Origin of the sequence: Actinoplanes sp. NPDC026670, assembly GCF_040638175.1 — a bacterium.
In the GTDB taxonomy this organism is placed as follows: domain Bacteria; phylum Actinomycetota; class Actinomycetes; order Mycobacteriales; family Micromonosporaceae; genus Actinoplanes.
In genome coordinates, this window is sequence record NZ_JBEZXU010000002.1 from 86451 (window position 1) to 99081 (window position 12631).

General features: G+C 71.3%; 13 protein-coding genes and 1 tRNA gene. 7 read left to right on the forward strand and 7 right to left on the reverse strand.

Annotation, left to right across the window (positions count from 1 at the left end; genetic code table 11):
- Positions 1–62: 62 nt before the first annotated feature.
- The 5 genes from AB0E94_RS02165 to AB0E94_RS02185 are packed head-to-tail and all read right to left on the reverse strand — an operon-like array spanning position 63 to position 4482.
- Entirely contained in the window at positions 63–938 is an 876-nt protein-coding gene (locus tag AB0E94_RS02165) for a hypothetical protein (RefSeq protein ID WP_360321122.1), read from the reverse strand.
- A 2-nt stretch (positions 939–940) separates the two neighbouring features.
- Positions 941–1546: a DUF402 domain-containing protein gene (locus AB0E94_RS02170; protein ID WP_360321125.1), complete on the reverse strand. Its 606-nt coding sequence runs from the start codon at positions 1544–1546 to the stop codon at positions 941–943.
- Between the two features lie 46 nt (positions 1547–1592).
- A complete protein-coding gene (locus AB0E94_RS02175) occupies positions 1593–2789 on the reverse strand; it encodes an ABC transporter permease (protein WP_360321128.1) in 1197 nt (398 codons plus the stop codon).
- A complete protein-coding gene (locus tag AB0E94_RS02180) occupies positions 2786–3448 on the reverse strand; it encodes an ABC transporter ATP-binding protein (RefSeq protein WP_360321131.1) in 663 nt (220 codons plus the stop codon). The genes AB0E94_RS02175 and AB0E94_RS02180 overlap by 4 nt, the downstream gene beginning before the upstream one ends.
- Positions 3445–4482, reverse strand: a complete 1038-nt coding sequence (locus AB0E94_RS02185; protein WP_360321134.1) for a peptidoglycan-binding protein — start codon at positions 4480–4482, stop codon at positions 3445–3447. The genes AB0E94_RS02180 and AB0E94_RS02185 overlap by 4 nt, the downstream gene beginning before the upstream one ends.
- Positions 4483–4602: 120 nt before the next feature.
- On the opposite strand from AB0E94_RS02185, the gene AB0E94_RS02190 reads away from it, so the two are divergent.
- Entirely contained in the window at positions 4603–5256 is a 654-nt protein-coding gene (locus AB0E94_RS02190) for a response regulator transcription factor (RefSeq protein ID WP_360321137.1), read from the forward strand.
- Entirely contained in the window at positions 5253–6443 is a 1191-nt protein-coding gene (locus AB0E94_RS02195) for a HAMP domain-containing sensor histidine kinase (protein ID WP_360321140.1), read from the forward strand. The genes AB0E94_RS02190 and AB0E94_RS02195 overlap by 4 nt, the downstream gene beginning before the upstream one ends.
- On the opposite strand, the gene AB0E94_RS02200 is transcribed toward AB0E94_RS02195, so the two are convergent.
- Both AB0E94_RS02200 and AB0E94_RS02205 read right to left on the reverse strand, forming a co-directional pair.
- Positions 6410–6862: a hypothetical protein gene (locus AB0E94_RS02200; RefSeq protein WP_360321143.1), complete on the reverse strand. Its 453-nt coding sequence runs from the start codon at positions 6860–6862 to the stop codon at positions 6410–6412. The genes AB0E94_RS02195 and AB0E94_RS02200 overlap by 34 nt on opposite strands.
- A 43-nt stretch (positions 6863–6905) precedes the next feature.
- The gene (locus tag AB0E94_RS02205; RefSeq protein WP_360321146.1) at positions 6906–7571 is read right to left on the reverse strand and encodes a TetR family transcriptional regulator; all 666 of its coding nucleotides are present in this window, start codon (positions 7569–7571) and stop codon (positions 6906–6908) included.
- 104 nt (positions 7572–7675) lie between these two features.
- Here AB0E94_RS02205 and AB0E94_RS02210 point away from each other — a divergent pair, with 104 nt between their 5' ends.
- The 5 genes from AB0E94_RS02210 to AB0E94_RS02230 all read left to right on the forward strand — a co-directional run bounded on the left by AB0E94_RS02210 (position 7676) and on the right by AB0E94_RS02230 (position 12610).
- A complete protein-coding gene (locus AB0E94_RS02210; RefSeq protein WP_360321149.1) occupies positions 7676–8569 on the forward strand; it encodes an SDR family NAD(P)-dependent oxidoreductase in 894 nt (297 codons plus the stop codon).
- 21 nt (positions 8570–8590) lie between these two features.
- Entirely contained in the window at positions 8591–9187 is a 597-nt protein-coding gene (locus AB0E94_RS02215; protein ID WP_360321152.1) for a permease-like cell division protein FtsX, read from the forward strand.
- 44 nt (positions 9188–9231) lie between these two features.
- Positions 9232–9358, forward strand: a tRNA-OTHER gene (locus tag AB0E94_RS02220).
- Positions 9359–9400: 42 nt separating this feature from the next.
- A complete protein-coding gene (locus AB0E94_RS02225; protein ID WP_360321155.1) occupies positions 9401–11536 on the forward strand; it encodes a hypothetical protein in 2136 nt (711 codons plus the stop codon).
- 354 nt (positions 11537–11890) lie between these two features.
- The gene (locus AB0E94_RS02230; RefSeq protein ID WP_360321158.1) at positions 11891–12610 is read left to right on the forward strand and encodes a methyltransferase domain-containing protein; all 720 of its coding nucleotides are present in this window, start codon (positions 11891–11893) and stop codon (positions 12608–12610) included.
- Positions 12611–12631: the final 21 nt, after the last annotated feature.

Here is a 12631-nt window from a genome sequence, read left to right on the forward strand (position 1 = left end):
ACGGCGCGTGAGCGAACCGGCCCGCGGCGACCGGCCCTGCGCTCGCGGGGTGAGCCGCCGGCTCACCCCGCGTTGAGGGGGATGGCGACGACGGTGTCAGGGAGACCCGATTCCGGCCAGGAGATCAGCAGGTGCAGGACGTCTCCGGCGGGGCGGGCCACCGTGTACTCGGCTGCCGACTCGAAGGAGCTGTCGCCGCCGGAGGCGCTGGCCGTGTGCGACCGCGCCCACACCGCCTCGGCGCCTTGCACGACCGCCACCGAGGCCCCGGCGATGCGGGTCAGGTCGTGCGGGATGTCGGCGGCGGCCAGGCAGACGAGCTCGAAGGACAGGGTGTCGCCGATCCCGGTGAGGCGGTTCAGCACGACGACGGCGTCCGAGGTGCGGGCCAGGACCTGGGGCGGGGCGATCATCCGGCCGGTTTCGGCGTCCGGCTCGGAGTGGGCGAAGTCGCCGGACCGGTAGGTCAGCGCCGCGGGCGGGCGGGTCGTGCGGACCGGGGCGTCCCAGATCGAGACGGTGTCCCGGTCGACGGTTGCTCTCGAGGGCAGCGGCAGGTCGACGACGGTCTCCGGGAAGCCGATCTCCGGCCACGCGAGCACCAGCGACAGCCTGTCGAACATCGGGGGCAGGCGCATCAGCAGCTGCAAGTTGTGGCCGTGCGCGCCGCTGGACGACGACGAACCCGCCGGGTACTCCCAACGGGCACGCCCCGTCTCGTCGAGCCAGGCAATGCGCAGATCAAGGCCTTCGTCGTACGGCGGAAGAAGGTTTCGTGGTGTGGGTGCAGAACGGGCCCGGCCTGGTGGCCGCCGTGCCATCAGTTCGAGCTCGAGGCCGCCGGGCCGGGCGACCGCCCGCAGAATCCCGACCGTGAGCACCGGGTGCTCCGCGATCAGTCCGCCGTGGTGGGCGAGGACACCCAGGGTCTCGTCCATGATCAGCCCGCCTCCGGGAACCGGGGCACCGGCCACGCGGGATCGGGCCGGAACCCGGTGTAGGTGTCGTCGAACGGGAACTCCGCGGCCTCGATCAGTTTGATCAGACGTTCCCCCTCGGCGCGGATCACCGGCGCCTCGTCGGCGTCGAAGTAGAGCGGATGACCGATCCGGCCCGCGAACTCGTGCTCGTCCTTCCACTGCCATTCCCGCTGTGCCGTGGCGACCACGTCGAGCACGTGATCGGTGGTCTCGACGGCGTCGCCGCGCCGCACGAACGGGCTTTCCAGATTCACGTACCAGCCGGCGAACGTCCCGTTCTGGAAGAACCACCACACCGAGTGGGCGGCGTCCGGCGGCATCAGGATCAGCACGTCGTAGTAGAGCCAGCCGACGCTGACCAGCTCCGGTGCGGACATCGCGTCGGGGGAGACCTCGTGGGCGGTGGTCCCGTCGGCGTCGACGAGCTTCGCGAAGTCACCGCCGACGGGCTGCCACAGCAGCAGCCCGTCGGCGTCGTCGCGGATCACCCGCATGGCCTGCGCCCACATCAGCCATTCGCCGCGAAGGTAACGGCGGGTGACGGTCTGTCCCGGAACGTATCGCATTCGGGCACCGTATCCCGAACGCGCCAGCCCGCCCGGCAACCGCGGTTCAGGCCGTGGCCAGCGCCTCGGTCGGAGTCAGCCGGGCCGCCCGCCGCGCCGGGTACAGGCCGGCCAGCGCGCCGATCACCACGGCCGCGCTCGCGCCACCGGCCACACTGGGCAGCGGCAGCGCCATCGGCCAGCCCATCACCAGCGCGTACCCGGCGGCGGCCGCGAGCCCGGCGACGACCCCGGCCAGCCCGCCCAGCGCCGACAGGGTCACCGACTCGGTGAGGAACTGCATCCGGATCTGCCGGCGGGTCGCCCCCAGCGAGCGGCGCAGCCCGATCTCCTGGCGGCGTTCCAGCACCGAGATGACCATCACGTTGGCCACCCCGACCCCGCCGGCGAGCAGCGCGACCGCGCCCACGGCCAGCAACAGCGCGTCGAAGGTCTCCTCGGCCGCGGCCTGCGCCTCCAGTTCCTGGGCGGGGGAGCTCACCTCGACCTCGGCGGGACTGCGTGGGTTGATCGTGGGGGCCAGTACGGCGTACACCTGCGTGGTCCGATTTTGATCGGTCCGGGTGTAGAGCGTGCTCGGATGGCCGCCGAAGCCGAGACCGGTGGCGTAGGACCAGCCGATCAGCGCGGACCGGTCGATCTCGGGCGCCAGCGGCAGTGTGTCGAGGATGCCGGTGACCAGGAATGATCGCCCGGCGATCCAGACGTGCGCGCCGGCGCCGGTGATGCCGAGCCGGTCGGCGGCGACCGAGCCGAGCACCACGGCCGGATATCGGCTGGTGGCGGCGTTGAGGAAGGCTCCCGATCGGATCGTGCCCTGGAGGGTGCCGAGCAGGTTGACGCGTGCTGCCTGGACGGCGATGCCGCTGGTGTCGGCCGGGTTGATCCGGTCGTTGCGGCGCACCGTGGCGTCGTTGACCAGGCCGATCGCGGAGACGTCGGTGACGCCGGGGATGCGGGTGACCATGCTTTCCGCGGTGCCGGGCAGTTCGGCGTCCTGTCCGGTGAGGCTGCGGCCGGGAGAGGCGGCGAGCAGGTTCGAGCCGAGCGCCCGGATCTCGGCGATCAGCCCGGCCCGGCTGACCGTGCTGATGCCGGCCAGCCCCACCATGGCGGCCACGCCGATGGTGATGCCGAGCGCCGACAGGACGGCCCGCAGTGGGCGGCCGCGGAGCCCTTCGAAGCCCACACGGGCCAGGTCACGGGTGTGCAGGCGGGCGGGTTCGGGCAGCCGGACGCTCATGCGATCACCCGGCCGTCGCGGATCTCCAGCCGGCGCGGCAGGGCGGCGGCCACGTCCCGGTCGTGGGTGATGACGACGACCGCGGTGCTGCTGCGCAGGCTGGTCAGCAGGTCCAGCACGCCGGCGCCGGCGGCGGAGTCGAGGTTGCCGGTGGGTTCGTCGGCGAGCAGCAGAGCCGGTTCGCCGACCACGGCACGGGCGATCGCGACACGCTGCTTCTCGCCGCCGGACAGCTGGTGCGGCAGGTGTTCGAGGCGGTGTCCGAGACCGACCCGGTGCAGCGCCGACGCGGCCAGTTCCCGCCGCCGGCGCCGGGGGACACCGTGATACAGCAGGCCGGTGGCCACGTTGTCCAGGGCGGACAGGTGCGCGGTGAGGAAGAACTGCTGGAACACGAACCCGATCCAGCGGGCCCGGACCGCGGCCAGCCGCCGGTCCGGCAGCCGGGCCACGTCGTGCCCGTGCAGCAGCACCCGCCCGCTGGTCGGGGTGTCCAGGGTGCCCATCAGTTGCAGAAGCGTCGACTTGCCGGACCCGGACGGGCCGACGATCGCGACCAGCTCACCGGCATGCACCGTCAGTGATGCCTCGTGCAGGGCGCGGACACCGCCGGGATACTCCCGGCCCGCGTTCTCGACGGTGACGATCGGGCTGTTCATGAGGCCGGCACCTGCACCTTCGTGCCCTCGGTCAGCGCGCCGGCGACCTCGACCAGATCGCCGTCGAAGATGCCCAGCGTGACCGGCACCGCGGTGACCGTGCCGTCGTCGGCGACCACCTCGACCGTGTAGCCCCGGTCCGCCGCGGCGAGCAGCGCGTTCACCGGCACAGCGAGGACGTCGCGGTGTTCCTCGCTGGTGAAGGCGACGGTCACCGGGGCGCCGTCGAGCCGGCCGGCGTCGGACGGCCGGTCCAGGCCGATCCGGACCGTGATGGTCGCCGACTCGGTGCTCAGGCCGGTCTGGGAGCGGGCGTTCGTCGTCTCGGCGGTCGCGACGGTGCCGACCTCGGTCACCCGGCCGGTCGTCGACGTGCCACCGGGCAGCTCGATGCCGACCGGCGCGCCCGGCTTCGCCAGCTGCTGCGACGCCACCGGCAGCGGCACGGTCACCTGACGGCCGGTCCCGGACGCGGTCAGCACCCTACCGGCTGCCGGCCCGGACGGAACGGCGTCCACCGAGGTGATCCGGATCGGACCCGGCATCACCACCACATGTTTCGGGGAGACCGTGCCGGTCACGGTGACGCCGAGGTCGTGCTGCCAGCGCCTGATCGCTGCCCGGGTGGCCGAGGTGAACCTCGTGTCGACGGTGAGGTCCGGGCCGTACCCCATGGTCTTGAGGTTCTGTTCGAGGATTTTCACATCGCTGCCGCGAGAAACCCCTGATCCGAGGGTACGGAAGAACGGCGTCCCGCCGAACAGCAGCGGCACCGCCCGCCCGTCCACACCGAACACCGCCCGTCCGCGGCCGATGACGTCGCCGGGCGCGGGCAGCCAGGTGATCCGCCCGGACCCCGGCCCGAGCACCGTGAACGACCCGGCATACCCGAGCGACCCGTCGGCCCGGGTCGCGGCGGACAGGTCGGTCCGCTGAACGAAAACGGTCGGAAGGGCTCGCGGTGTCTGAGTGACCGGAGCGCTGCACGCGCTCAGGCAGAGCACGGCCAGAACCGGATGAAATCGGTGCGACATGCGGCCCAGCGTCGTCGTCCCCAGGTTTCGCGGTGGTGACCGCGACTCGCGGTGGTGACTGCGACTCGCGGCTCGCGGCGGTGACCGCGGCGAAACCCCTGGTTTTGCCAGAATCGAGCGATGCGGATACTTGTGGCCGAGGACGAGAGGTTCCTGGCCGACCTGGTCGCCGACGGCCTGCGCGCGCAGGCGATGGCCGTCGACGTCGCCCACGACGGCGCGGCCGCCCTCGAGCGGCTCGACGTCAACGACTACGACGTGCTCGTCCTCGACCGTGACCTGCCACGCGTGCACGGCGACGACGTGTGCCGCGAGGTCACCCGGCGCGGCGGCCCGGTGCGGATCCTGATGCTCACCGCCTCCGGCGAGCTCCACGACCGGGTCGGCGGCCTCAACCTCGGCGCCGACGACTACCTGGCCAAACCGTTCGCGTTCGAGGAGCTGATCGCCCGGATCCGGGCCCTCGGGCGGCGGTCCGGGCGGCCGCTGCCACCGGTTCTGCACCGGCACGGCATCACCATGGACACCGCCGTGCGTTCGGCGTCGCGTGACGGCCGGCCATTACGGCTGGCCCTCAAGGAGTACGCCGTGCTGGAGGTCCTGCTGCGAGCCGAAGGCGCTGTCGTCAGCACCGAGGAACTGCTGGAACGCGCCTGGGACGAGCACATCGACCCGTTCACCACCGCGGTGAAGGTCACCATGAGCAAACTGCGCGCCAAACTCGGCGACCCACCCGTCATCGTCACCGTCCCCGGAAGCGGCTACCGACTGTGAACGGCTCGGTCCGGACCAGGATCACCCTGCTCTACGGCGGGTTCTTCACCGTCATCACGGTCGCGGTGCTGTTGCTCGCTCTCGGCTTCCAGGGCTGGGTCACCGCCGTCGCGCTCGGCCGCGGCGGAGACGAGTGCCGGGGCACCGAGTGTGACGCGCCGCCGGTGCAGGACATCCAGGAGGGCGTCCGGCAGGGGCAGCGGCTGGTGATCCTGGCCGCCATCGCGGTGATCGCGGTGCTCGGGTTCGCGGTCTGCTGGTGGCTGACCGGGCGGTTGCTGCGGCCGCTGCACCGGATCACCGCCACCGCCCGGCGGCTGTCACTGTCGACGCTGCACGAGCGGATCGCCCTCGGCGGGCCGGATGACGAGCTGCGGCGCCTCGCCGACACCTTCGACGCGATGCTGGACCGGCTGGAACGGGCCGTCGACAGTCAGCGGCGGTTCATCGCCAACGCGTCCCACGAGTTGCGCACCCCGCTGGCCGTGCAGCGGACCGCGATCGAGGTGGGGCTGGCCGACCCTTCGCCGGAACGGCTCGCGGTGATTCGTGCCGAGCTGCTGCGCAACACGCTGCGCTCGGAACGTCTGATCGCCGGGCTGCTGCTGCTCGCCAAGGGGGAGCGGGGGCCGGACGTGCGTACCTCAGTGGATCTGTCCGCGGTGGTGACCGAGGTCGTGACGCAGAACCGGGACGGGGTGACGGTGACGGTCGAGTCGCCCGGACCGGTCGTGGTGCCGGCTGTCTCGCCCGGGCCGGTCGCGGTGACGGTGGACTCGCCCGGGCCGGTCGCGGTGACGGTGGACTCGCCTGGGCCGGTCGTGGTGCCCGGTGACGAGGTGATGCTCGCCCAGCTGGTCGCCAACCTGGTGCAGAACGCGGTCCGCTACAACGTGCCCGGCGGGACCGTGACCGTCAGCCTGACCCGGCCGGGGCGGCTGACCGTGACCAACACCGGCCCGGTGGTGCCCGCCGACCGGGCCGCTGAGCTGTTCGAACCGTTCCGCCGGCTGGACGCCGACCGCACCGCGGGCTCGTCGTCGGCCGGGCTGGGACTGTCCATCGTCGCCGCCATCGCCCGCTCCCACGGCGGAACCGCCACGCTCACCCCCAACCCGGACGGTGGCCTCACCGTCCGGGTCGACCTGCCGGCTCACATGCCGGCCTTCTCCTCGCATGCCTCCTGAAGCTCCTTCAGGTTCGGCGGCGGCTGCTGGTCGATCTGGAGCTGCGGCCGTTCCATCGTCGGGTCGCTCACCTTGATGCCCTGGTCGCGCAGGCACTGGGCGACCTTCACGTACCGGTCCAGCTCCTCGGCCGACGGTTTCTGATACATGCCGGGTGGCGCGACGTTGCGGCAGGCGGCCTCCGCGGCCTCGATCTTCGCGGGATCGGTCCCTTTCGGCATTGTGTATCCGTCACCCGGGTTGATCTTCACCGGCAGGCCCTGTTCCCGGAGGCATTCGGCGTAGGCGACCACCTTGGTGAACGGGTCGGCGATCCCGGACGGCGGTGTGTCCCCGGGACCGTCCGGATCCCCGGTGGTGGCGGCACATCCGGACAGCGCGAGACCCAGCGCGACAGCGACGGCTGTTGTCTTCCTCATGCCTGCCAGACTGCGCGGCGGCCGGTTTCCTCCCGGTGAGCGTTCAGGTACGCGGCAGCGCGCCGGACGTCGTCATGGTGACCGCAAGGAGCAGGGCGCCGTGCAGGTCGGTGTCCAGGGTCGCGAGCGACGGATCGGCCTGGTAGACGGTGAGCACGCTGGGCGGCGGCGGCAGATAGGCAGACAGCGCGCCGGCCAGGACCAGGACCTGGAGGCAGTACGCCTGCGTGCCGTCACCGAGCTCCGGCACGTGCTTGCGGATCAGCGTGGTCATGGTGGCGAGCAACTCGAGCGAATCCCTTTTGTGCCGGGTGACGACCTCGACCGACACGTTCTGCTCCAGGACGCTGCCCTGCGCGCCGAACAGCCCGCACAGCACCGGCCGGTCGGCCAGCGAACGGCTGAGCACGCCGGTCAGCAGGGCGGCCCGCTCGGCGGCGGGCAGGTGCGGATCGACTCCGGCGGCCAGTTCGTCGGCGAGTGCGGCCAGCCACTCGCGCAGGAACCGGGCCAGCAGCTCCAGCAGCACCGCCTCGCGTGTCTCGAAATAGCGCAACACGTTCGACTTGGCGAGCCCGACCCGGCGGCTCAGCTCGTTGAGACTGACCTCGGCCACGGGCATCTCGTCGAGCATCGCCGCGGCGGTGTCCAGGATCGCGCGGCGGCGGATCTCGCGCTGCTCCTCACTTCGAGCCCGTTGGAACGTCACACCCCGAACCCTACATTACGAACCGCCGGTCTCTTGACATCAGACCGATGGTCTCTTAACGTCGAAATCAATAACAGACCAGCGGTACGTTAAAGGAGCGCGACATGAACTGGGCCGAACCCAACATCCCCGACCAGCACGGCCGGACCGCGATCGTCACCGGCGCCAACACCGGACTGGGCTTCGAGACCGCCCGGGCGCTCGCCGGGCGCGGGGCCACCGTGGTGCTGGCCGTGCGCGACGTCGAGAAGGGCAAACAGGCCGCGGCCCGGATCGGCGGCGACGTCACCGTCCAGGAGCTCGACCTGACCGCGCTCGACTCGGTGCGGGCCGCCGCCGCAGCGCTACGAGCCGCCCACCCGCGCATCGACCTGCTGATCAACAATGCCGGCGTGATGTACACCCCGAAACGCCTCACCCGCGACGGCTTCGAAATGCAGTTCGGCACCAACCACCTCGGCCACTTCGCCCTCACCGGCCTGCTGCTCGACCGGCTCCTGCCGGTGCCCGGCTCCCGGATCGTCACAGTCAGCAGCACCGGCCACCGCATCCAGGCCGCGATCCACTTCGACGACCTGCAATGGGAACGCTCGTACAGCCGGATCGGCGCCTACGGACAGTCCAAACTCGCGAACCTCATGTTCACCTACGAGCTCCAGCGACGCCTCGCCGCGCACGGCACCACGATCGCGGCCGCCGCACACCCGGGCCTGTCCAACACCGAACTCGCCCGCAACACCCCGGCCGCCCTCCGCCTGCCGGTCACCTGGCTCGCCCCGATCATCACCCAGCCGGCCTCGATGGGCGCCCTGCCGACCCTGCGCGCCGCCACCGACCCGGCCGTCGACGGCGGCCAGTACTACGGCCCCGGCGGCCGCGGCGAACTGCGCGGGCACCCGCGCCCGGTCAGCTCCAGCCCGGCCTCCCACGACACCGCCGTCCAGCGCCGGCTGTGGTCGATCTCCGAGACACTCACCGGCGTGAACTTCCCGATCTGACCACAGGTATCCTCACCCGCCGTGACCACCCTTGATCATTCTGACGAGCCATCGCCGGAACCGGCCGCGGCAACCTCCGACCACCTCGACGGGCCGTCCCCGGACCCGGCCGCGGCAACCGTCGAACAGGTCTCCTCGGAGCCGGCCGGCAAACCCGCCTGGCGACGGCCGGTCCTGGCGGCCGCGGCCCTGGTCTTCGCCATGCTGGTCGGCGCGGCCGCCACCTTCGGGGTGCTCACGCTCGTCGGCCTGCCGGGACAACCGGTGCACGACTACGGGGTCAACATCTACTTCCTGAGCGAGGCCACCGCCGAACAGAAAGCGGCCGTCGAGGCGAAACTGCCGCTCTTCGAACCCGTCGGCGAGGTCGTCTTCGAAGATCACGACCGGGCTTTCGAGCGTTACGAGAAGCTGCGGAAAGACGTCCCCAGCCTGCCGGAGGTCGAAAAGGACGTGCTGCCCGAGAGCTTCCAGATGTGGACCAAGGGCTTCAGTTTCGACTGCGCCGGATACGCGGCGGTCCGTCACATGCCGGGTGTCCGCGAGGTCCAGGTCGCGCAGCGCAGCGTCAACGGATACGGCGCCAAAATCATCTGCGACGCCGAGTACGACCGTTGATAACTCGATGGCCCGCCGCGCCGGACTTTGGCAAGATTCGCGGCGGGCCGCTAGCTCAACTGGCAGAGCATTCGGCTGGTAGCACGTCCGCCTTCCGCATCTTGCGGGCATGGGTGTGCTTCCTTCTCCTATGGGATCGAAGGGTTCGGGGTTCGAGTCCCCGGCGGCCCACTTCGAAGCGGAGACACCGCCTGCGGGGGACGGAGGAATCACGTGCACGAGAAGACGATCATTCAGAAGACGCTGCGCGTGCCCGCGAGCAACGGGGACAGCGGTGACGGCACGGCCGTGGCCCGGCAGCTCGACGCGGCGCTGCTCGACGCCGGGTTCGCGGCCTCGCGGGCACTGCTCGACCACATCGGCGGACTCGCCCCGGCACCGGCCATGGACCTCGCCGCGACCGTCGTGTCGGCGGTCCGGGAACTGGTCGGCGACCACGTCCAGCACAACACCTACTTCATCGCCTTCCCGGACGGCGTGCCGGACACCATCGCGTTCTGGCTGGAGCGGATGCAGGCCGCCGCCCTGATCGGCGGCGGCGACATGATCCAGCCCGGATGGGTCAACCTCCTCGACCTTCCCGGGTACGGCTCCTACCAGCACACCTACGCCGACATGCTGGCCGTCCACGACGAACTGATCGCCTCGGCCGGCGACCGGCTCACCGTGCTGCACCTGGGCGACACCGCCGACCGTGAAGCGGAGAAGCTCTACCTCCAGCTGGCCGGCAGCGTCACGCCGCTCGGTGAAGCGGACCTCGCGATCCTCAGCGAACTCGCCCTCACCTGCGCCGACGGGCCGCAGCCGGACACCATCCCGGTGCGGGAGAACCGGGCCGTGCTCAACGGCATCCGGATCGTCCTCGGCCGGCCGCTGGTCGCCGTCGACACCGTCACCGACGTGCTGCGCCTGGCCTGCCAGGTCTCCGGCGGCGACGTGTCGCTGGCCGAGCCGACCCGGTTCCGTGCGTTCCGGCGCCCGGAACGGCGGGTGCTGCTCGCCGCCCTCGACACGGTCATCGGCGCTTCCCCGGCCAAGCTCGCCGACGTCGCCCGTCACGCGGAGCGGTGGAAGCGGCTCGGCGAACGGCTCCACCCGCACGAGTACGCCCAGTGGCCGCACGCCCAGCAGGTGTTCGCGGTCGCCCGTGGCGAGCGGAAGGCGCCGACGCTGGCCGGCCGGGCCGAGACGGCGATCCACGCCGGTGACGTCGCCAAGGCGGCGCGGGTGCTGTCCGGCGCTCCGGGTCTGCTGCTGCGCTCCGCCGACCGGCTGCTGCGCCTGGCGCCGGCGTCCGAACAGGCGGCGGTCGTCGACCTGGTCACCGGCGCGCTCGGCACGGCGTCCGGCCGGGTGCTGCTGTCGCTGCGCGAGCACGTCGCCAACCGGCTGGCCCCGGCCACGGCACGGATGTACGTGAACCGGTCCCAGCGTTCCTGGGTCGGCCCGGACACCCGTGCGCCACTGCCGGCTGAGCTGATCGGTGAGCTGTCGGCGCTGCTCGACGACGAGATCAGCGCCCGGCTGCCGCAGTGGGAACGACCGCTGCTCATCGACCCGGACGTGCTCGACGTCGCCCTGCCGCTGTCCGGCAAGGCGTCCGAGGACGGCTTCGCGGTGCTGCCACGCGGCTCGCGGGCGCCGGTCTCCGGTGAGCTGCTGCGGTTCTTCATGTACTGGCGGCAGGCCGAACGGTCCACCGACTACGACCTGTCGATGCTCCTGCTCGACGACGAGTTCCACAGCGCCGGCCAGGTGTCGTGGACCAACCTGCGGGGCAACGGCATGGTCCACTCCGGTGACATCACCAGCGCGAAGGACGGGGCGACCGAGTTCATCGACGTCCCGCTGACCGTCGACGCGCCGTACGTGGTGCCGCAGGTCAACATCTTCGCCGGCGAATCGTTCGAGAAGGTCGCCGAGTCGATGTTCGGCTACCAGACGCGCACGAAGAAGCAGAAGGGCGCCCCGTTCGAGCCACGCACGGTGCGGGCACGTTCGCAGATGCGCGGCCGCGGCCGGGTCGCGCTGCCGATGGTCTTCGCCCGCGGCGAGACCGGCTGGCAGGCGGTGTGGCTGCACCTGTACCTCCAGGGGTACCCGGCGTTCAACCGGGTGGAGGGCAACACCTTCACCACGGCGCACCGGGTCCGCGCCCTGCTGGAACGGCAGTACCTGACGGTGTCCTACCTGCTCGGCAGGTGGCGGGCCCCGGCCGGGATCACCCTGTGGGACGGGGTGCTTCCGGACGAGCCGGTCACCTACATCGGCATCGAGGCGCCGGAGGGCCTGCCGGACGGATCGGAGACGTACACGCTGGACCGGCTCGCTGAGCTGATCCCCGGATAATTCCATCGACCACCGAGGTCATGCGGGCGCTTCCTTCTATTCCGTTCGAATCGGGAACCTCCGCTTGCGGAGGCTCTGGCATACAGCGCCCGCGCTCTCCTCGGCCCGTGGCCGGCGGCTGTCACAGCCGCCGGCCACGACCACGCCGGCAGCCGCACGCCATCGACCGGCGGCCTTATGAGGTTCGCCCGGCGGACAGTCGCAGGTCACAGGATCGCGGCCGGCCGGTGACCAGCGGCTTCCGCCCGTAAGGCGCGGTGATGGGCGGAGCGACCGCCCGCGCCGCGTTGTTGATCATGGGCGGGTGTAGTTTTCGGGACGGTCCACGTCGTACCGAAAAGGGTGGTTGGTCGAATGTCTTCTGATCTTCACGCGGCGTCGTTCGGGAACGCGGCCGCGGCCTACGAGCGTGGGCGCCCGCCCTATCCGGCGCAGGCCGTGGCGTGGGCGGTGCCGTCGCAGGCCCGCCGCGTGCTCGATCTCGGCGCCGGCACCGGAAAGCTGACCCGGATCCTGCTGGCCGCCGGATTCGAGGTCGACGCCGTCGAGCCATCACCCGAAATGCGCGATCAACTCGCGGTCTCCGCCGGCCAGGCCTCCATCTTCGAGGGTACGGGCGAGCACGTCCCACTTCCGGACGCCTCCGTCGACGCCGTCGTGTGCGCGCAGGCCTGGCACTGGGTGGACCCCGCGCGGGCCGTCCCGGAGATGGCCCGCGTACTCCGGCCCGGCGGCACGCTGTCGCTGATCTGGAACATCCGCGACCACACCGAACCGTGGGTGGCCGCCCTCGACGACGTCCTGCACCGGCACACCAGGCAGGAGATCGACACCGCCCCACCGATCGGCGGCGCGTTCGGCGAACCGGAGCACACCGAGTTCCGCTGGCGGCACACCCTGAACCGTGCCGAACTGCTCGACATGGTCACCTCCCGCAGCTACGTCATCCTGCTGTCCGAAACCGATCGGCGAACACTGCTCGACGGCGTCCTCGAACTGGCCGACACCTACGGACTGGGCGACGAGTTCGACCTGCCCTACGTCACCCGCTGCACCCGGGCTCGACTACGGTGACGACCCCACGTTGGTGCCGCG

What these genes read in the sequence shown, in the direction of transcription:
- AB0E94_RS02165 (WP_360321122.1), bottom strand. Translation starts at nt 938, where the DNA reads ATGGACGAGACCCTGGGTGTCCTCGCCCACCACGGCGGACTGATCGCG.
- AB0E94_RS02170 (WP_360321125.1), bottom strand. Translation starts at nt 1,546, where the DNA reads ATGCGATACGTTCCGGGACAGACCGTCACCCGCCGTTACCTTCGCGGC.
- AB0E94_RS02175 (WP_360321128.1), bottom strand. Translation starts at nt 2,789, where the DNA reads ATGAGCGTCCGGCTGCCCGAACCCGCCCGCCTGCACACCCGTGACCTG.
- AB0E94_RS02180 (WP_360321131.1), bottom strand. Translation starts at nt 3,448, where the DNA reads ATGAACAGCCCGATCGTCACCGTCGAGAACGCGGGCCGGGAGTATCCC.
- AB0E94_RS02185 (WP_360321134.1), bottom strand. Translation starts at nt 4,482, where the DNA reads ATGTCGCACCGATTTCATCCGGTTCTGGCCGTGCTCTGCCTGAGCGCG.
- AB0E94_RS02190 (WP_360321137.1), top strand. Translation starts at nt 4,603, where the DNA reads ATGCGGATACTTGTGGCCGAGGACGAGAGGTTCCTGGCCGACCTGGTC.
- AB0E94_RS02200 (WP_360321143.1), bottom strand. Translation starts at nt 6,862, where the DNA reads ATGAGGAAGACAACAGCCGTCGCTGTCGCGCTGGGTCTCGCGCTGTCC.
- AB0E94_RS02210 (WP_360321149.1), top strand. Translation starts at nt 7,676, where the DNA reads ATGAACTGGGCCGAACCCAACATCCCCGACCAGCACGGCCGGACCGCG.
- AB0E94_RS02230 (WP_360321158.1), top strand. Translation starts at nt 11,891, where the DNA reads ATGTCTTCTGATCTTCACGCGGCGTCGTTCGGGAACGCGGCCGCGGCC.